This is a genomic window from Thioclava dalianensis (assembly GCF_000715505.1).
Taxonomy (GTDB): domain Bacteria; phylum Pseudomonadota; class Alphaproteobacteria; order Rhodobacterales; family Rhodobacteraceae; genus Thioclava; species Thioclava dalianensis.
Genome location: NZ_JHEH01000015.1, coordinates 1 through 17294 on the forward strand (window position 1 = coordinate 1; position 17294 = coordinate 17294).

At 61.8% G+C, this 17294-nt stretch carries 17 protein-coding genes and 1 pseudogene; 7 read left to right on the forward strand and 11 right to left on the reverse strand.

The window, feature by feature from the left end; all coding sequences use genetic code 11:
• Positions 1-65: 65 nt before the first annotated feature.
• The 5 genes and pseudogenes from DL1_RS22070 to DL1_RS12365 all read right to left on the reverse strand — a co-directional run.
• Positions 66-253 (reverse strand): annotated as a pseudogene (locus DL1_RS22070) (arsenate reductase (glutaredoxin)); the annotation flags it as partial.
• The gene (gene arsB, locus DL1_RS12350) at positions 250-1269 is read right to left on the reverse strand and encodes an ACR3 family arsenite efflux transporter (RefSeq protein ID WP_038066665.1); all 1020 of its coding nucleotides are present in this window, start codon (positions 1267-1269) and stop codon (positions 250-252) included. The pseudogene DL1_RS22070 and the gene arsB, both read right to left, overlap by 4 nt.
• Entirely contained in the window at positions 1266-2510 is a 1245-nt protein-coding gene (arsJ, locus tag DL1_RS12355) for an organoarsenical effux MFS transporter ArsJ (protein ID WP_038066668.1), read from the reverse strand. The genes arsB and arsJ overlap by 4 nt, the downstream gene beginning before the upstream one ends.
• A gap of 29 nt (positions 2511-2539) precedes the next feature.
• Positions 2540-3538, reverse strand: coding sequence for an ArsJ-associated glyceraldehyde-3-phosphate dehydrogenase (locus DL1_RS12360; RefSeq protein ID WP_038066670.1), 999 nt, complete (start codon positions 3536-3538; stop codon positions 2540-2542).
• Positions 3535-4368 carry an arsenate reductase/protein-tyrosine-phosphatase family protein gene (locus tag DL1_RS12365; protein WP_038066673.1) on the reverse strand — a complete coding sequence of 278 codons (834 nt, stop codon included), beginning with the start codon at positions 4366-4368 and terminating at the stop codon, positions 3535-3537. The genes DL1_RS12360 and DL1_RS12365 overlap by 4 nt, the downstream gene beginning before the upstream one ends.
• 125 nt (positions 4369-4493) lie before the next feature.
• Between DL1_RS12365 and DL1_RS12370 the strand changes: the two genes are divergently transcribed.
• The 4 genes from DL1_RS12370 to DL1_RS12385 all read left to right on the forward strand — a co-directional run bounded on the left by DL1_RS12370 (position 4494) and on the right by DL1_RS12385 (position 8726).
• Positions 4494-4799, forward strand: a complete 306-nt coding sequence (locus DL1_RS12370) for a CYTH domain-containing protein (protein WP_074854970.1) — start codon at positions 4494-4496, stop codon at positions 4797-4799.
• 451 nt (positions 4800-5250) lie between these two features.
• Entirely contained in the window at positions 5251-5400 is a 150-nt protein-coding gene (locus DL1_RS21620; protein WP_156022735.1) for a hypothetical protein, read from the forward strand.
• 406 nt (positions 5401-5806) lie between these two features.
• On the forward strand, positions 5807-7699 hold the full coding sequence (locus DL1_RS12380; protein WP_038066676.1) for a PhoX family protein: 1893 nt from the start codon (positions 5807-5809) through the stop codon (positions 7697-7699).
• A gap of 205 nt (positions 7700-7904) precedes the next feature.
• Positions 7905-8726 (forward strand): class II glutamine amidotransferase, encoded by an 822-nt coding sequence (locus tag DL1_RS12385; protein WP_038066679.1) that lies wholly within the window; start codon positions 7905-7907, stop codon positions 8724-8726.
• Positions 8727-8754: 28 nt separating this feature from the next.
• On the opposite strand, the gene DL1_RS12390 is transcribed toward DL1_RS12385, so the two are convergent.
• Positions 8755-10053 carry an APC family permease gene (locus DL1_RS12390; RefSeq protein ID WP_038066683.1) on the reverse strand — a complete coding sequence of 433 codons (1299 nt, stop codon included), beginning with the start codon at positions 10051-10053 and terminating at the stop codon, positions 8755-8757.
• 265 nt (positions 10054-10318) lie between these two features.
• Between DL1_RS12390 and DL1_RS12395 the strand changes: the two genes are divergently transcribed.
• From DL1_RS12395 to DL1_RS12405, 3 genes are read left to right on the forward strand one after another with little or no spacing between them, the layout of a single operon-like run.
• On the forward strand, positions 10319-11299 hold the full coding sequence (locus DL1_RS12395) for a Bug family tripartite tricarboxylate transporter substrate binding protein (RefSeq protein ID WP_038066686.1): 981 nt from the start codon (positions 10319-10321) through the stop codon (positions 11297-11299).
• A gap of 3 nt (positions 11300-11302) precedes the next feature.
• Positions 11303-11746, forward strand: coding sequence for a tripartite tricarboxylate transporter TctB family protein (locus tag DL1_RS12400; RefSeq protein ID WP_038066688.1), 444 nt, complete (start codon positions 11303-11305; stop codon positions 11744-11746).
• A 13-nt stretch (positions 11747-11759) separates the two neighbouring features.
• Positions 11760-13250 carry a tripartite tricarboxylate transporter permease gene (locus DL1_RS12405; protein WP_038066690.1) on the forward strand — a complete coding sequence of 497 codons (1491 nt, stop codon included), beginning with the start codon at positions 11760-11762 and terminating at the stop codon, positions 13248-13250.
• Here the strand turns inward: DL1_RS12405 and rlmF are convergent.
• The 5 genes from rlmF to DL1_RS12430 form a co-directional block, all read right to left on the reverse strand.
• Positions 13247-14152, reverse strand: a complete 906-nt coding sequence (gene rlmF, locus DL1_RS12410) for a 23S rRNA (adenine(1618)-N(6))-methyltransferase RlmF (RefSeq protein WP_038066693.1) — start codon at positions 14150-14152, stop codon at positions 13247-13249. The genes DL1_RS12405 and rlmF overlap by 4 nt on opposite strands.
• Before the next feature lie 164 nt (positions 14153-14316).
• The gene (locus DL1_RS12415) at positions 14317-15048 is read right to left on the reverse strand and encodes an amino acid ABC transporter ATP-binding protein (protein WP_038066694.1); all 732 of its coding nucleotides are present in this window, start codon (positions 15046-15048) and stop codon (positions 14317-14319) included.
• On the reverse strand, positions 15029-15685 hold the full coding sequence (locus DL1_RS12420) for an amino acid ABC transporter permease (protein ID WP_038066697.1): 657 nt from the start codon (positions 15683-15685) through the stop codon (positions 15029-15031). Before DL1_RS12420 ends, DL1_RS12415 begins: the two co-directional genes overlap by 20 nt.
• Positions 15682-16359, reverse strand: coding sequence for an amino acid ABC transporter permease (locus tag DL1_RS12425; protein WP_038066699.1), 678 nt, complete (start codon positions 16357-16359; stop codon positions 15682-15684). Before DL1_RS12425 ends, DL1_RS12420 begins: the two co-directional genes overlap by 4 nt.
• Positions 16360-16433: 74 nt before the next feature.
• On the reverse strand, positions 16434-17222 hold the full coding sequence (locus tag DL1_RS12430; RefSeq protein ID WP_038066701.1) for a transporter substrate-binding domain-containing protein: 789 nt from the start codon (positions 17220-17222) through the stop codon (positions 16434-16436).
• Positions 17223-17294: the final 72 nt, after the last annotated feature.

Sequence of the window (17294 nt, forward strand, 5' to 3'; positions counted from 1 at the left end):
GAGCCTAGTAATTCCATTGCCAGAAAGATATATATTTAGAGAGTAATATTAAAGTGTCTAATAACTGCCGGGGATTTCGTTTCCTGAAGGGCGCTGTGTAGGGTCAGCTCTGCTGCAGCGAATAGGGCCAGAAGCTGAGGACGGGTCCAGCCTTCCTTCAGATACTCGATGACGACCGGCTCCTCGCTCGAACGATCGCTTCGACATTGCGGGAGGTCCCGCAATCCGGATTGTGATGGATGACGATGCTCATGTCGCATGCTGGGGAAAACGTGCGCGGGTGCGGTTGGCGAAGGCCACGAGCGACAGCATGACGGGCACCTCGACCAGGACGCCCACCACCGTGGCCAGCGCTGCGCCGGAATTCAGGCCGAAAAGGGAGATGGCAACGGCAACCGCCAGCTCGAAGAAATTCGACGTCCCGATCAGGGCACAGGGCGCGGCGATCCTGTGCGGCACCTTTAGGGCAAAGGCTGCGCCATAGGCCAGGGCGAAGATGCCGTAGCTCTGGATGATGATCGGCACCGCGATCAGCAGGATCACCGTCGGCTTGGCGAGGATCGTTTCTCCCTGAAGCCCGAAAAGAATGGCGACGGTTGCGATCAGCCCGACCACGGACCACGGCTTCACGCGGGCCGAGAACGCATCGACGGCTGCTCTGGAGCCAAGCTTGCGACGGGTGATCATACCGGCAGCAAGCGGCAGGACGACATAGAGCACCGTCGCCAGCACAAGCGTTTCCCACGGCACCGACAACTCCGTCACGCCCAAAAGGAATGCCACGATCGGCGCGAAGGCCACGACCATGATCAGATCGTTCACCGAGACCTGCACCAGCGTGTAGGTGGCGTCGCCCTTGGTCAACTGCGACCAGACGAAGACCATCGCCGTGCAGGGGGCCGCGCCGAGCAAGATCAGCCCGGCCGTATATTGAGCTGCATCCTCGGGGGAGATCAGCGGCGCGAAGACATGGTCGAAGAAGATCACGGCCAGAAGCGCCATGGTGAAGGGCTTGATCAGCCAGTTGATGACCAGCGTCACCAGAAGCCCCTTGGGCTGGCGCGCGACACCGGCGACTGCGCCAAAATCCACGCCCACCATCATCGGGTAGACCATGGCCCAGATCAGCACGGCCACGACAAGGTTCACGCTCGCGACCTCGGTCGCGGCAATCGCCTGCACAAGCCACGGCGCGCCCTGGCCGATCAGGACACCGGCAATCATCGCGAGCCCGACCCAGACGGTCAGGTAGCGTTCGAAAATACTCATGCAGACACCTCGTTCGTCTGATCGGTCAGACGTCCCGAGGTCAGGGCCGCCAGCACGACCATGACGGCTGCCGTGCCCATGACGAGGGTCAATCCGCCGATCTGGTATGTCAGGCCGGATAGGAGCGTGCCGATCAGCCGACCGCCCGCGTTGGCCATGTAGTAAAAACCCACATCCATCGTGACCCGCTCGGATTTCGAGAAGGCGAGGATCAGGTAGGAGTGGAGCGAAGAGTTCACGGCAAACAGCGCGCCGAAAGCCAGCAGGCCCAGGACCAGCGTTATCGTCAGCCAAGTCTGCGGCCCAGGCGAAAGTGCCACGGCCACTGTCAACGCGGCTGGCACGACGAAGAGCGCAAGAGCCCAACCGCGAGCTGCACGGATCAGCTCGCCCTCCGGGCGGCTCGCCGCGCGCAGGATCTTCGGTGCGCTGACCTGCACCATCCCATAGAGAATGACCCAGACCGCCATGAAGGTGCCGATCATGAAGAAAGCAGCGCGGTTGCCGCCCTCCGTGCCGTTCGAGAGCACCGCATAGAAGTAGATCGGGATGCCCACGACGAACCAGACGTCGCGCGCACCGAACAGGAACACGCGCGCCGCCGACAGCCAGTTGACGTTCGCCGATTTCGAGAAGACCTCGGAAAACTTGGTGCCCTTCTTGCCCTTAGGCAGGCCCGAAGGCATGAACAGCACGACCGCGACGAGGATCACGCCGAGGACGATTGACATGCCCAGCACCGCCCAATCGAACCCAAGGACCGCCAGCAGCGCGGCGCCGAGCAGGAATCCCAGCCCCTTCACCGCGTTTTTCGAGCCCGTCAGAACCGCGACCCAGCGAAACAGCCCGCCATCGCCCGAAGGGGCGAGCAGTTTCACCGCCGATTTCGAGGACATCTTGGCGAGATCCTTGGCCACCCCCGAAAGCCCCTGGACGCACATAACGAAGGCCACCGAGGCCGCGATGCTCCAGCCCGGATCGAGCTGCGCAAGCGCAAGCAGCGCGACCACCTGCAACCCAAGACCAGCATAAAGAGTCGAGGTCAGCCCAAACCGCAGGGCGATCCAGCCCGCAGCAAGATTGGTGATCATCCCTGCGACTTCGTAGAGGATGAACAAATATGCCAACTGCACCGCGCTGAAACCCAGCGTGTGGAAATGCAGCAGCACCAGCATTCTGAGCGCGCCATCGGTCAGCATGAAGGCCCAATAGGCCGCAGTGACCGCGATATAGGCAGACATCCCGTCAGGTCGGGCTTGCGCGGCATTGCTCACAGCGAAGACCCGACCATCAGTGCCACGTCCACCAGCCGGTTGGCATAGCCCCATTCGTTGTCATACCAGGCGTAGACCTTCAGCTGCGTGCCATTGATCACCATGGTCGACGGCGCGTCGATGATCGAGGAACGCGGATCGTTGGTGTAATCGGTTGAGACGAGCGGCCGCGTCTCGTAGCCGAGAATACCTTTCAGCGGGCCATTGGCCGCAGCCTCGAAGGCGGCGTTGACCTCTTCCGCCGTGACCTCGCGCTCCAGCTCGAAGACGCAGTCGGTCAGCGAGGCGTTGAGCAGCGGCACGCGCACCGCATGGCCGTTCAGACGGCCCTTCAGTTCCGGATAGATCAAGGTGATCGCGGTGGCCGAGCCGGTCGTCGTCGGGATCAGCGCGTTCAGCGCAGACCGCGCCCGACGCAGGTCCTTTGCCGGGCGATCGACGATGGTCTGGGTGTTGGTCACATCATGGATCGTGGTGATCGAGCCGTGCTTGATGCCGAATGTCTCGTGAACCACCTTCACCACTGGCGCGAGGCAGTTGGTCGTGCAGGAAGCCGCAGTGACGATCCGGTGCTCTGCTGGATCATAAGTCTCGTTGTTGACGCCGTAGACGATGTTGGCCGCGTTGCCGTCCTTGACCGGAGCAGAGACCACGACCTTCTTCACCCCCGCATCGAAGTAGGGGGCGATCTTGGCCTCGGTCTTGAAAACGCCGGTGCAGTCGATCACCACATCAACGCCTTCGAGCGGCAGATCCGCAATCGCCTGAGTGCCGATGAACGGCAGGCGCGTGCCGTTGATCGTGACGCTCTCGGCGTCATACGAGAACGCGGCATCCCAACGGCCGTGGACCGTATCGAACTCCAGCAGATGCGCGTGCATCTCGGGGTCGCCCACAGCGTCATTGATCCATGCGATTTTGGCGCCGCTTTCGATTAGGGGCTTCAGGGCAAGCTTGCCCATGCGGCCAAGGCCATTCAGCGCGTAGGTGGTCATGCCAGTGTCTCGGGGCTGGTGCGGCCGATGTCGTCCACGGCGTTTTGCAATGCAATGCGGTCGAGGGTGTCGATCGGCAGGGCGACAAAGGCTTCGATCCGGTGCCTGAGCGCCCCGTAAGCCTGCTGGAAGGCCAGCGCCTTTTCAGCATTGGTGCCTTCAACCTTGACCGGGTCCGGCATACCCCAATGACCACTGACCGGTTGTCCTTCCCAAGCGGGGCACTCTTCATTCGCAGCCTGATCACAGACCGTGAAGACGAAATCAAAATGCGGCGCGTCGGGGCGGGAAAATTCGGACACGTCCTTCGAGCGCAGGACGGAAACGTCATGTCCCTTGTCCTGCAGGACCTGCACTGCAAAGGGGTTGAGCTGCGAACCGGTGCGGGTTCCCGCCGAGTAAACCTCGAAACGGTCGCCCGCAGCCTTGCGCAGGATCGACTCGGCAAAAATGGACCGCGCGGAATTGCCCACGCAGATGAAGAGAACATTGTATTTGCGGTCAGACATGGGGGTGGTTCCTGTGCTGAAAGGCATGCAGATATCGGGACGGCCACGGCAGCAATCGCTGAATAGATATCCAAACAGCCGTTTCACCGTGGTCATATTGATCGCGTAGAGAAGCGACGTGCCCGCCCGCTGCTGGTCCACCAACTGGTCCCGCGTCAGCGCGGACAGGTATGTGGACATGGTGCTCGCCTTGACGCCGAGCGCGGAAGCGATCTCCCCGGCCGGAACGCGATCGGGGTATCGGCGCATCAGCAACCGGAAAATCGCCAGTCGCTGCGGATGGCCGAGGGTGGACAGTTGGTCGGGAATCTCTTTTTCCATATTTCATGTAATAGTAAAATATAAGACGCCCGCCAAGTGAAAGTTTCGTAACGATCCATTTCCATCAAGGCAGCGCTCTGTTTCTTGCCCCACTTCAAGCTAAGCGTATTGTGCCGTGCCCCGCGATGACCAAAGGTGAGATCGGCGGGCCGCATTTCGAGATCGGAGCGGTTATGGCGAAGGGAATTGAACGAAAATTCCTGCTCAGCGCGGAGACTTGGCGCGGGCTCGCCATGCAGAAGGTTGAGATCCATGACGGCCTCCTGGCATTCCGAGATAGACGAAAAATCCGGGTACGCTTCTGCGACGACAAGGCAACTCTAAGCGTCAAAGGGCCCAAGAAGGGCGTGACCCGGGACGAAATTGAATACGAGAGTCCTGCCAGCGACGGCCTTGCCCTCTTGGAAGACCATTGCGATGGCAAATTCTGAAGAAGACTCGATACTTCGTCCCCCACGACGGGTATGTCTGGACAGTCGACGAGTTTCAGGGTGTTCACGCAGGCCGCGTGTTTCCCGAGATTGAACGACCAAGCGAAGATGCTGAATTCGAGGAACCGACATGATTGGGGCGCGAAGTGTCGGGAAAGAGCCAGTATAGGCAGCTGACCCAAGTCACCAATGCAATCCGGGCGCATCTGGCAGAGTTCGGCATCGTGGTGCCGATAGGCGTCCATAATGTCGGGCGTCTGCTATGTCACACCGATTTGACGCACCGCCGCGGCATTCGTTGCGCCTTGTCCTTGCAGACCTTCAACCTGCCGAAGCTTCGATACAATCTCCTCGGGCTTCTCTCGTATTCCAGCCATCGCTGATCCTCCAATTTGCGGGATGAGCCTATCCCGGTTGGTGGACCACTTTCAGGGGGCTACTCTAGGTGGCGGTGCTGGACCCGGATACGCTCGGCCTTGGCCTGACGGTCTTCGTCATGCTGGAGGCGATGGAGCCGACGCCGGAATGGCGCGCGGCCTTCCTCTCAACGCTCGCCACGCTCGACCCGGTGCGCGATGTCTATCGGCTGGCGGGGAGCTAGGATTTCCCCCTGCGCGTCGTCATCTCGGATACGGCGGGTTTCGATGCGCTCTAGGAAGAGCTCGCCGCCCGAGTCCGGCTGAAATCCGTCAAATCGCTCTTTGCGCTCGAACGCGTCGCGATGAGGTCCGCCCTGCCCCTGTCAAAGATGGCCGCCGCGCGGTTGTGACCTGACGGCACGGCCTATCGGCGGTTCAAGGCGCTCGACCATGCCGCCGCGCGATGACGAAATTGTCAAAAAACTTTCATTGGTGTTCACGTATTCGTTTGGGCGATGATCCCACGCAAGGCTGGCCTGGTAGAGATATTCCAGCCCGAAAACATCCCGCAAGATCTGCAACGGGTGACCGCCCGGCGCTTTGTCGCGCCGAGGCTATGATCTGTTGCGCAGTACAAGGAAGACACCGATGCGCGATATCCCTCCCCACAAGATCGACGCCGATGAATGGGACGAGCTGCACTCGCCCCGCCCCGAAACTCAGGACTTCGACGCCGTGGTCGAACGCGCGATCTCGCGGCGCGGCTTTCTGGGCGGCGCGGTTGCCTTCGGCTCGGGCGCGATGGCCATGGGCACGGGTCTGCTCAGCAGCACTTCGGCCAAGGCCCAAAGCGCATCGCGCTTTGCCTTCACCCCGATCGGCATCCAGACCGATTACCAAATTCACGTGCCCGACGGCTATCAGCACGGCCTGCTCGTGAGCTGGGGCGACCCGCTTTTCGACGGCGTGCCCGCCTTCGATCACGCAACCGGTGGCGCTGTGGCCGACAGTGACAAGGTCTTCGGCGAAAACACCGACGGCATGGAAACCTATGTGATGGGCGACAGCACCATCATGGCGGTGAACAATGAATACGTGAACCCCGACATCAACCTGCCTCATACCGAAGACGGTACCCCGCAATCGGCGGACGATGTGCTGAAACTGCAAAACCTGCAGGGCGTCACGGTGATGGAAATCGCCGAAGGCGCGAATGGCTGGGCACCGGTCGTGGGATCGCGCTTCAACCGCCGCCTGCACCACAATGCGCCGATGGCCATTGAGGGCCCGGCCGCGGGTCACGCCTTGATGCAGACCGCCGACGACCCCGAAGGCACCCGTGTTCTGGGCACGATGGGCAATTGCGGCGCAGGCAAAACGCCCTGGGGCACCTATCTGACCTGCGAAGAGAACTTCAACGGCTATTTCGGCGCCACAGATGGCATCAAGGTCGATGAGATCACGCAGGCAGGCTATGACCGCTACGGCGTCATCGCAGAGGGTCGCTACGGCTATGAGCGCTTCGACCCCCGCTTCGATATCAGCCGGAACCCCAACGAGCCGCACCGCTTTGGCTGGGTGGTCGAGATCGACCCGACCAATCCCGACAGCACCCCGGTGAAGCGCACCGCCTTGGGCCGGTTCAAGCATGAGAATGCAGAAGTCACCCTCGCCCCCGATGGCCGTGTGGTGGTCTATCTGGGCGATGACGAGCGCGGCGAGTTCCTCTACCGCTTCGTCTCGGACGCCCCCTATGTGCCCGGTGAGGACACGTCGGATCTGTTGAACGACGGCACGCTTTATGTCGCGAAGTTCCACGATGACCAGACCGGCGAATGGCTGGCCCTGACGCCCGAGACCACCGGCATGGACCCGGCGGAGATGCTGATCTTCGTGCGTCAGGCTGCCTCGAAACTGGGGGCAACCACGATGGACCGCCCCGAATGGATCGCGGTGAACCCCTATGCGGTTGAGGCCTATTGCTGCCTGACCAACAACAAGAACCGCGGCCTCAAGGCCAATGCGGGCGGCGACGAGACACCGGTGGGCGGCCCCAATCCGCGCGAAGCCAATAAGTTCGGGCAAATCGTCCGCTGGTATCCCAGCGACGACGATCACGCGGCCGACGGCTTCAGCTGGGATCTCTACGTCATGGCGGGCAATCCCGAGACGCAGGACGGCGCCTATCGCGGCTCGGCCAATGTCACGAAGGGGAACATGTTCAACTCGCCCGATGGCATGGCCTTCGACAGCTCGGGACTGCTCTGGATCCAGACCGATGGCGATTACAGCAACGAGGGCGAGTTCGCGGGCATGGGCAACAACCAGCAGCTGGCCGGGGACCCGGTCACCGGTGAGATCGCGCGCTTCCTGACCGCGCCCTACGGCGCAGAGGTCACGGGGCTTTGCTGGTCGGCCGACCGCCGGACCATGTTCGTAGGCATCCAGCACCCCGGCGGCCATTGGCCGGGCAAAGAGGGCGATCTGCCGCGCTCCTCGGTGATCACGGTCAAGCGTCAGGACGGCGGCCTCGTCGGCTGATCACTACACGCACCGAAAGGGCCCCGGATCTCACCGGGGCCATTTTCTTTGGCCTCAGATGCGCCCGGCCTGTCGCGTGCAAAGCGTGCACCGGACCTTATACGCAACTCCCACGCGATGGCCTGTCTCACCAACCCGTTAATTTACGTCGCAACCGGATGCGCTAGCTCTGAGATACAGACTGCGCGCAAGGGATGCCAAAATCATGTGTGAACTCTTTGCCTTATCCTCCAATGCCCCGGTGAACATCCGTTACGATCTCGACCGGTTTGCCGCCGAGGGCGGAGAGCTGCATCAAAACCGGGATGGCTGGGGCATCGTCTTTACCGAAGGGCGCGATGCGCATTGCTTTCGCGAGGCGAATGCCGCCAGCCAAAGCCCGCTGGATCGGTTCTTGCGCGAGCATTCCAGACCGCAGTCCAATGTGATTGCCCATGTCCGGCGCGCATCGCGTGGCGCAGGCGCGCTGGAGAACACCCATCCGTTTCGGCGTATCCGCGCGGGCCGCGCTCAGCATTTCGCCCATAACGGCACGCTCAACGGGCTGGAAGACAGTCCCGGCGTCGCACCCTATCTCACCCAAAGAGTTGGCGAGACCGACAGTGAGCTGGCCTTTCTCCTATTGCTCGACCGGCTGGAGCGCGCGGCCCCCGATCACGAAAATATCGCCGCGCGGTTCGAGGTGTTTCGCGCTTTTTGCGGCGAGATGGCGGGGTTTGGCTCGGCAAATTTCCTATGGCTTGATGGCACGGTGCTTTATGTGCACGCCGATCAGCGGGTTTTCGAAACGCCGGAGGGGCTGTCAAAGCCGCAACCGCCCGGTCTGCATCTGCTGACCCCCGCGCCCGGCGCTGTGGACCGGGCGCATGAGTTCACCGGAGCAACGCTGTCGCACCTGCCTGAGCACCTCGCGGTTTTCGCAAGCCTCCCGCTCAGTGACGCGGATTGGGAACCCCTGCCCCGCGGCACGGTCATGGCCGTGGCTCAGGGCAAAATTCTACATCGCGATTGTGTGGCGCAGGGCTGAGCCGCGGCTCCGGCGCTCACACGCGCCGTCACGCTGCGCTCTTGCCACCATAGATCCGCAGATTGATGAGCTGAAAGACGATGGCAAACGCCACGACCCCGGCAAACACCCACAGTTCCAGATTATGACCGCCAAACAGGTGGTAGACGAAGAAGGCCAACAAGCCGCCATTCCCGATCACAGCCAACCAGAGAATGAACGCACTCGCCCCGCTTTCCTTGCGCTTGTTCAGAACATGGCCGAGGGGAATGAACGTATGGACCAGCAGGAATGTGAGGCTCGCCACATCGCCGATCTGGTTGAGGTTCAGCGTCAGGAGCATCCCGATGACGATCACCACGGTCAAAATCATCGCAATCGAGCCCTGCTTGAGAAACAGACGCTTCGAGAGGGCCGGGCTCAGCTGGTTCTCGTCGCCCATATAGCCAATCGTATTGGCCGCCGAAAACGTGTTGGCGTTGATATTCGTCATCGTCGAGACAATCGCCGTGATCCCCAGAAGCAGAAAGCCGAACTGGCCCAAAACGGGTTGTGCGGCCTGTGCCAGCGCATAGTCCTTGGCCTGTTCGATGGTCTGGATCGGAATCGCCCCGAAGACCGCGATATCGAGCGCGATATAGACGAGCGCCACGATGAGAATGGCGATGAAGATCGACTTGCCGATAATGCCCTCGCCGCGTTTGACGCTACCACCGGCATTGGCGATGACGGCAAAGCCCGCAAAAGACAGGTTGGCCAGCGCGACGGCATTTACGAACTTGCCGAAATCAAAGCTCACCGCGCCTTGGTTTTGCGCGTAGGTCTGCGCACCGAAATGGCTGAACGCGACGATTGTGAAGCCGATCAGCACCGCCAGCTTGCTCACCACCAAGATCTTCTCGGCGATGCCCATGAACTTGATCCCGGCCGCATTGACGAACAAAAAGAGGATCATCACCGCGATCCCGAAGCCATTGATCCAACCCGGATCAAGCCCAAGCACTTTGGCCGAGTAATGGCCGAAACTATCGGCCACGAGCCCCAAGACGATGGCGATCGACAGAAAGTAGCACAACGATACGACGGATCCGATAAGCCCGCCATTCCATCCCAAATTCAGATATTCAGCGATCCCGCCATTGGTATGCGCCAAGGGGGCGAGCTTGAAATATGAGTATCCCGCGAGGGCCGATATGATCCCGGCAAGAAGAAACGCAGCCCATGCCCATCCGCCCGCCAAGGTGGAGATCTGCCCGAAAAGTGCAAATATCCCGGCCCCCACCATCGTCCCGACGCCCAGCGAAATCACTTCGATCTTCGAGAGGTGGTGTTGGCTTTCGTCAGACATGGGGATCTCCTTGGGATGCGCGCAGGCCTGCGACGGCGGCGTGAGACGAGACGTTGAAATAATGTCCTCGAACATAGCCGGAAGCCTGTAGTGAGAACCACGCCCGGTCCCGGTTAGTTCCGTGAGCCGCAGTCGATTTGCACGCGCGCCGCACCTGCGAGGCCGTAGATCGATCTCGGGCAAGACCTTGCCAAGCCGTGTGTTTTCCGCAATCTTGCGCGCAAACTCAGGCTTTGTGCCAAGATGACACCGGGGAGGTTTCACCATGATCATGTCACGCCGCGCAGCCCTTTTGGGCGCAGCCGCCATCTCGCTCTGCAAACCCGCAATGGCGCAGGATGCCAGCTGGCCGAGCCAGCCACAGCATGTCTTCGTGGGCTTTCCTGCCGGGTCCTCGCCCGACCTTCTGGCCCGGATCGTGACCGAGCCTTTGGCCGACAAGCTGGGCCAGCCGATCGTGATTGAGAACAAACCCGGCGCGGGCGGCGTGATCGGCGTGCAGCAGATGCTCAACGCCAAGGATCAGCAAAACACTTTCGCCACCACGATCAATGGCCCTTTGACGACTGCGCCGCGTCTGACGCCGAACCTTGGCTATGATGTCGCCAAGGACATCGCGCCCGTCGCCCTGCTCGCGACCTCGCCGCTGGTGCTGGTCGTGGCCGCCGACTTCCCCGCAGACGATCTTGCGGGCTTCATCAAGGCCGCCGGCAAAGAGCCTGACGCGCTCGCCTATGGCTCGGTCGGCAAGGGGTCTGGCGCGCATCTGACGGCAGAGCTGTTTTCCGATCGCGCGGGCGTCGAGATGCTGCATATTCCCTTCACCTCCTATGCCGAGGTGACCACCGCGATCATTGGCAACGAAATTGATTGCGGTTTCATGGCACCCTCGGCTGCGATGCAATATGTGCAGGCGGGCAAGCTCAAGATCCTCGGCATCACCTCGGAGAAGCCCTTCGCCAAGGCGCCGGGCGTGCCGGTCATGGCGGGCCAAGCGGGCCTTCCGGATGATTTCCGCGCCGAGCTGTGGAATGCCTTCATCGCGCCCGCCGCGACCGATCCGGCGGTCATCAAGACGCTCAACACCGACATCAACGCGATCCTCGCCGATGACGCGGTGCAAAAGCGGATGCTCGACATGGGCTGGCAGGCGGCAGGCGGCTCACCGGAGGATCTGCAAAAGCGTATCGCGCAGGACACCAAGGTCTGGGGCGCGGTGCTCGACCGGATCAACGCGAAACAATAACCGATGAAGCGCGACATTCCGGATCTGGCGGGGGGCGTCATTCTGGCGGGCATCGGCCTTTTCGTCAGTCTCTACGCTGTGGATCACTACGAGATCGGCTCGCTCCGCCGCATGGGCCCCGGGTTCTTCCCGGCCGTCCTTGGCGGAGTGCTGGCATGTCTTGGGGTGGTGATCGCCCTGCCCGCACTTGTCCGCCAAGGCCCGGCGATCCGCATCGCGTGGAAGGAATGCCTCGCGGTGCTGGGCGCGATCCTTGTCTTCGCGGCGGGGCTGGATCGGTTGGGACTGGCGCTGGTGACGCTGATCAGCGTGCTGATTGCCTCGGTGGCCGCCCCCGACCGCCGGATCGGTTGGCGGATCGTGCTTGCGCTCACGGTCACGGCCCTGTCGGTCGCGGTGTTCTCCTTTGGCTTGAAAATGACCGTCCCGCTTTGGCCGGGACGATGAGAGGCGACCTGATATGAGCGGTTGGGACGGGTTCCTGCACGGGTTGAGCGTTGCAACACAGCCCGGCGTGCTGATCTATTGCGCCTTCGGCGTCGTGCTGGGCACCTTCGTGGGCGTTTTGCCCGGGATCGGGGCGATGGCCACGATTTCGCTTTTGCTGCCGATCACCTATTACCTCTCGCCTGAGGCCGCGCTCGTGATGCTGGCCGGGGTCTATTACGGCTCGCAATATGGCGGTGCGGTGGCCTCGATCCTGCTGCGTCTGCCGGGCACGCCGCAATCGGCGGTGACCACGCTTGACGGCTATCCGCTGGCGCAACAGGGCCGTGCGGGTGTCGCGCTTTTCACCTCGATGATCTCAAGTTTCTCAGGCTCGATGATCGGGATTTTCGTGCTGATCGTGCTTTCGGGCGCGCTCGCACGGGCCGCGATTGCGTTTGGTGCCGCGGAATATGCCGCGATGATGATCCTCGGCCTTGTCGCGGCCTCGACGGTCGGGGCGAAAGATCCGGCCAAGTCTTTGGCGATGGTGGTGCTGGGGCTGATCTTGGGCTGCGTGGGCACGGATGTGAATTCCGGGGTGCAGCGGTTCACCTTCGGGCAGACCGAGCTGATGGACGGGATCAACCTCGTCGCGCTCGCGATGGGGCTGTTTGGCGTGGCCGAGGTGATCGCCAATATCCATGCCGCCGAGCGCACAGGCGTGCCGCCCCGCGTCGCCCTGCGAGAGCTATTGCCCAGCCGGGCAGAGCTGCGCCGCATCCCCTTCCCGGCCCTGCGCGGCGCGAGCCTCGGCAGCTTCTTCGGCGCGCTTCCGGGCACCGGCTCGACGATCTCCTCTTTCCTCGCCTATGCCGCAGAGCGCCGGATCTCGCGCCATCCCGACCGCTTCGGCAAGGGCGCGATCGAGGGCGTCGCGGGACCGGAGGCGGCCAACAACGCCGCCGCGATCAGCGCCTTTGTCCCGACACTCGCCCTCGGCATCCCCGGCGATCCGATCATGGCGCTGATGCTGGGTGCGCTGGTCATTCACGGCGTGCAGCCGGGCCCCTTGATGCTCGAGGCGCGCCCCGACATGTTCTGGGGGCTGATTGCGAGTTTCGGGATCGGCAATCTGCTGCTTTTGATCCTGAACCTGCCACTGATCGGCATCTGGGTGTCGATGCTGCGCATCCCGTTTCGCTGGCTCTACCCCGCGATCCTGATCTTCGTCTGCCTCGGCGTCTATTCGGTGCGCGGATCAAGTTTCGATATGTTCGCGGTCGCGCTGATTGGCCTCGTGGGCTACGCGCTCTCGCTGGCCCGGTTCAACCCGGCGCTGTTGCTGCTGGGCTTCGTTCTGGGCCCGCTGATCGAGACCAACCTGCGCCGCGCCCTGCTGATCGCGCGTGGAGATCCGATGGTCTTCTTGCAGCGCCCGCTCGCCGCGGCCTTCATGATCGCCGCAGCCGGGCTGATCGTGATGTCACTGGTGCAGGTGATCCGGCGTCGGATGCGCGCCTAAAGCGCGCGCCGCGATTTCGGGATATAGGTCCAGGCAAGGAACCGGCTGGTCTTTTGCCCCTGCGCCATCTCGATGGTTCTGACCTCGGCCACGCGCGCTTTCCTCAACAAGCGCCCGAGCGGTCGCAGATTGTCCTTCTTCGACACCAGAGAAGTGAACCACAGGCATTGATCGTCGAAGTCCCGGCTCTGCTCGATCATTCTGGCGATGAAACCGATCTCGCCGCCGGGGCACCACAGCTCGGCATTCTGGCCCCCGAAATTGAGCCGCTTTGATTGGCCTTTCCCGAGGTTCCGCCACTTACGCTGAGTGCCTTTGTCGGCCTGTTCGAGCGAGGCATGAAACGGCGGATTGCACATCGTGAGATGGAAAATGTCCTGCGGCGCGATCACTCCTGCGAAAATGTCTTCGGGGTTGCTCTGATGTCGAAGCGCGATATCCAGCCCGTTGCGCGCGCAAATCTGCCGCGCCGATTGGATCGAGGCCGGATCAATATCGACGCCGGTGAAGCTCCAGCCATATTCGCGAAAGCCCGTCAGCGGATAGACGAGGCTCGCCCCGGTCCCGATGTCGAGCACCTGAATATCGGGCCCGCGCGGGATCTCTTGGCCGTTACACTCGGCAAGCAGATCCGCCAGATAGTGGATGTAATCGACCCGGCCGGGGATCGGGGGACAGAGATAGCCCTCCGGGATATCCCAGAAATCGACACCGTAATGCGCGCTCAGAAGCGCTCGGTTGAGCGCACGGACCGCCCTAACATTCTGGAAATCAATCGTCCTGCGACCCAGCGGGTTTCTGATCGTGAAGGCCTCCAGTTCGGGGGAATGCGCGATCAGGCGGTCAAAATCATAGCCCTCGCGGTGTTGATTGCGGGGGTGCAACATCGGTTTGATGGCCATGAGACGCCTTCGTGCAGAATGGGGACGACCGCGCGTCCGCGAGAGGCGCGATCTTAAAGCGTCATGGCGGCGTGAGAAATGGCGGAATGGCCCGCAAGTGACATTCGCGGGACATTCCTTTGCGAAGCTCCGGCTTGTCCAGATTGCCGGTATCAAACGCCCCGTCAGGCGGCGGCCATGCCGATGAAAGCACGCAGCTCGGGCGTCTTCGGGTTGGCGAAGATCTCGGACGGAGGGCCCGCCTCATGGACGCGCCCCTGATGCATGAACACCACCCGAGAGCAGACGTCGCGCGCAAAAGCCATCTCATGCGTCACCATCAACAGGGTCATCCCGTCGGCGGCCAGCGCGCGCACGACCTGCAACACCTCACCCACCAACTCGGGATCGAGCGCCGAGGTGACCTCGTCGCATAAAAGCGCCATCGGCTCCATCGCAAGCGCCCGCGCGATTGCCACGCGCTGCTGCTGACCGCCCGAAAGCTGATCGGGATAGCTGTCGAACTTATCGCCCAAGCCCACCCGGTCCATCACCTCGCGCGCCTTTGTCTCCGCCTCGGCCTTGCGGCGTTTCTTGACCACCTGCTGGGCCAGCATCACGTTCTGCCCGGCGGTCTTATGGGGAAACAGATTGAACTGCTGAAAGATCATCCCGACCTTGAGGCGCAGCTTGCGCAGATGCAACTCGTCCTCCACCAGTTGCTCCCCGCCCACGCTGATCGCACCGGAATTGATGGTCTCAAGCCCGTTGATGCAGCGCAGGAGCGTGGATTTCCCGGACCCCGACTTGCCGATGATCGCGATCACTTCGCCCGCCTCGACATGCAGGTCGATCCCCTTGAGCACTTCGGTCTCGCCGTAACTTTTATGCAAGGCGTCAATGTCGATGAGCGGCATTCATTTTCCTTTCCAAGATGCGTGCGCTCAGCGACAGCGGATAGCACAGCACGAAATAGATCAGCGCCACGAGCCCGTAGACGGTGAAGGATTCATAGGTGGCATTGGCCAGCGATGTCCCGGCCTTGGTCAGCTCGACAAAGCCGATGATCGAGGTCAGCGCGGTGCCCTTGACCACCTGCACCGAGAAGCCGACCGTGGGCGGGATCGAGATCCGCAGCGCCTGCGGCAAAACCACGTGGCGCATCTGCTCGATATAGCTCATCCCGAGCGAGGCCGAGGCTTCCCACTGGCCCTTTGGCACCGCATCCACACAGCCGCGCCAGATCTCGACCAGAAAGGCCGCCGTCCAAAGAATGAGCGCGACCGCCGCCGCGGCCCAAGGCGAGACATTGATGCCCAAAAGCCCAAGCCCGAAAAACGCCAGAAACAGCTGCATCAAAAGCGGCGTGCCCTGAAAGAGTTCGGTATAGCCCTGCACGATCCGGCGCAGCCACCACGTCTTGCCGATCCGCACGAATAGCAAAATCAGCCCCAGCACACCGCCGCCCACAAAGGCAACAAGCGACAGCAAGATCGTCCAGCGCGTGGCCAGCAACAGGTTCGAGAAGATATCCCAAAAGGTGAACTGGGTCATCGCGCGGCCCTCCGCCTGGTGGAAAAGATGAGCGTGCCAAGCCACATCAGCGCAAAGCGCAAGAGGATCGCCAAAGCCAGATAGATCAGCGTCGAGACGAAATAGGCCTCAAAGGCGCGGAAGGTGCGCGATTGGGCAAAATTCGCCGCATAGGTCAGATCCTCGACCGCGATCTGGCTGACCACCGATGAGCCCAGCATCACGATCACCACCTGGCTGGCCAGCGCAGGCCAGATCTTTTGCAAGGCGGGAACCAGAACGATGTGGCGGAAGGTCTGAACCGGGGTCATCGCCAGCGACGATCCCGCCTCGAACTGGCCCTTGGGTGTGGCCTGAATCCCGGCGCGGATGATCTCGGCGCTATAGGCCCCCAAATTGATCACCATGGCCAGCATCGCGGCCTCCACCTCGTTCATGCGCAGCCCCAAGGAGGGCAGACCGAAGAAGATGAAAAACAGCTGGATCAGGAAGGGTGTGTTGCGGATCAGCTCGACATAGACCGCAACCGGATAGCCCAAGATCTTGGGCCCAAGCGCGCGCGCCCATGCGCAGTAGATCCCAAGGGTGATGCCCAACACACCGCCCACAAAGATCAGTCGAACCGTCATCCACGCGCCATCCACAAAGACCGGCCAATAGGTGGCCAGCCACGTGAAGTCGAAATGATATTGCATCGGGTATTCCTTTGCGCCCAAGCGCGCGACCCTTCCCCAAGCGGCGCTGGAGAAAGGTCGCTATTTGCGTCAGGTCACATCTCGGCGGGCAGCTTCATACCCAGCCATTTCTCGCTGATCTGATCGAGCGCACCATCGGCTTTCGCGCCTGCGATGATCTCATTGACCTTCGCCGTCAGCGCGGGCTCGTTCTTGTTCATCCCGACATAGCAGGGCGAGTTCTTGATCAGGAACTTCATCTCGGGCTTGCGCGGCGGGTTGCGCGCGATGATCGAGGCGGCCACGACGTTGCCCGTGGCAATCGCTTCGACCTGATCGGACAGGAAGGCCGAGATCGTGCCCGCATTGTCCTCATAGCGTTTGATCGTGGCATCCTTGGGCGCGATCTTGGACAGTTCCAGATCCTCGATCGCCCCGCGCGTGACCCCGATGGTCTTGCCCGAGAGATCCGCCACATCTGCGATCTTCACATCAGCCGGGGCAAATACCCCGTTATAGAAAGGCGCATAGGCTTCAGAGAAATCGATGGCCTTCTCGCGCTCGGGGTTCTTGCCCATCGACGAGATCACAAGATCCACCTTATCGGTCTGCAGATAGGGAATGCGGTTGGCGCTGGTCACCGGCACCATTTGCAGCTTCACCCCCATTTTATCCGCGATCAGATTGGCCATGTCGATATCATAGCCCTGCGGCTTCATATCGGTCCCGACCGAGCCAAAGGGCGGGAAATCCTGCGGCACGGCGATGCGGATCACGCCCGCGGCAGTGATATCGCTGAGCGCATCGGCCTGCGCCACCGGTGCGGCGATGGCAAAACTCAAAGCCGCGCAGGCGGCGGTCAAGAAACTGCGTTTGGTGATCATCGGATTTCCCCCGTGTTGTCGTTTGTCATGGCGCGTGAACAAAAGACACTCGGGGGCCGCGCTTCGCGGGCG

Excerpts from the sequence above, each read along its gene's own strand:
- DL1_RS12395 (WP_038066686.1), top strand. The coding sequence starts at position 10,319 with ATGATCATGTCACGCCGCGCAGCCCTTTTGGGCGCAGCCGCCATCTCG.
- DL1_RS12365 (WP_038066673.1), bottom strand. The coding sequence starts at position 4,368 with ATGGAAAAAGAGATTCCCGACCAACTGTCCACCCTCGGCCATCCGCAG.
- arsB (WP_038066665.1), bottom strand. The coding sequence starts at position 1,269 with ATGAGTATTTTCGAACGCTACCTGACCGTCTGGGTCGGGCTCGCGATG.
- DL1_RS12380 (WP_038066676.1), top strand. The coding sequence starts at position 5,807 with ATGCGCGATATCCCTCCCCACAAGATCGACGCCGATGAATGGGACGAG.
- rlmF (WP_038066693.1), bottom strand. The coding sequence starts at position 14,152 with ATGGCCATCAAACCGATGTTGCACCCCCGCAATCAACACCGCGAGGGC.
- DL1_RS12390 (WP_038066683.1), bottom strand. The coding sequence starts at position 10,053 with ATGTCTGACGAAAGCCAACACCACCTCTCGAAGATCGAAGTGATTTCG.
- arsJ (WP_038066668.1), bottom strand. The coding sequence starts at position 2,510 with ATGTCTGCCTATATCGCGGTCACTGCGGCCTATTGGGCCTTCATGCTG.
- DL1_RS12420 (WP_038066697.1), bottom strand. The coding sequence starts at position 15,685 with ATGACCCAGTTCACCTTTTGGGATATCTTCTCGAACCTGTTGCTGGCC.
- DL1_RS12405 (WP_038066690.1), top strand. The coding sequence starts at position 11,760 with ATGAGCGGTTGGGACGGGTTCCTGCACGGGTTGAGCGTTGCAACACAG.
- DL1_RS12430 (WP_038066701.1), bottom strand. The coding sequence starts at position 17,222 with ATGATCACCAAACGCAGTTTCTTGACCGCCGCCTGCGCGGCTTTGAGT.
- DL1_RS12415 (WP_038066694.1), bottom strand. The coding sequence starts at position 15,048 with ATGCCGCTCATCGACATTGACGCCTTGCATAAAAGTTACGGCGAGACC.
- DL1_RS12425 (WP_038066699.1), bottom strand. The coding sequence starts at position 16,359 with ATGCAATATCATTTCGACTTCACGTGGCTGGCCACCTATTGGCCGGTC.
- DL1_RS12370 (WP_074854970.1), top strand. The coding sequence starts at position 4,494 with ATGACCAAAGGTGAGATCGGCGGGCCGCATTTCGAGATCGGAGCGGTT.
- DL1_RS12360 (WP_038066670.1), bottom strand. The coding sequence starts at position 3,538 with ATGACCACCTACGCGCTGAATGGCCTTGGCCGCATGGGCAAGCTTGCC.
- DL1_RS12385 (WP_038066679.1), top strand. The coding sequence starts at position 7,905 with ATGTGTGAACTCTTTGCCTTATCCTCCAATGCCCCGGTGAACATCCGT.
- DL1_RS12400 (WP_038066688.1), top strand. The coding sequence starts at position 11,303 with ATGAAGCGCGACATTCCGGATCTGGCGGGGGGCGTCATTCTGGCGGGC.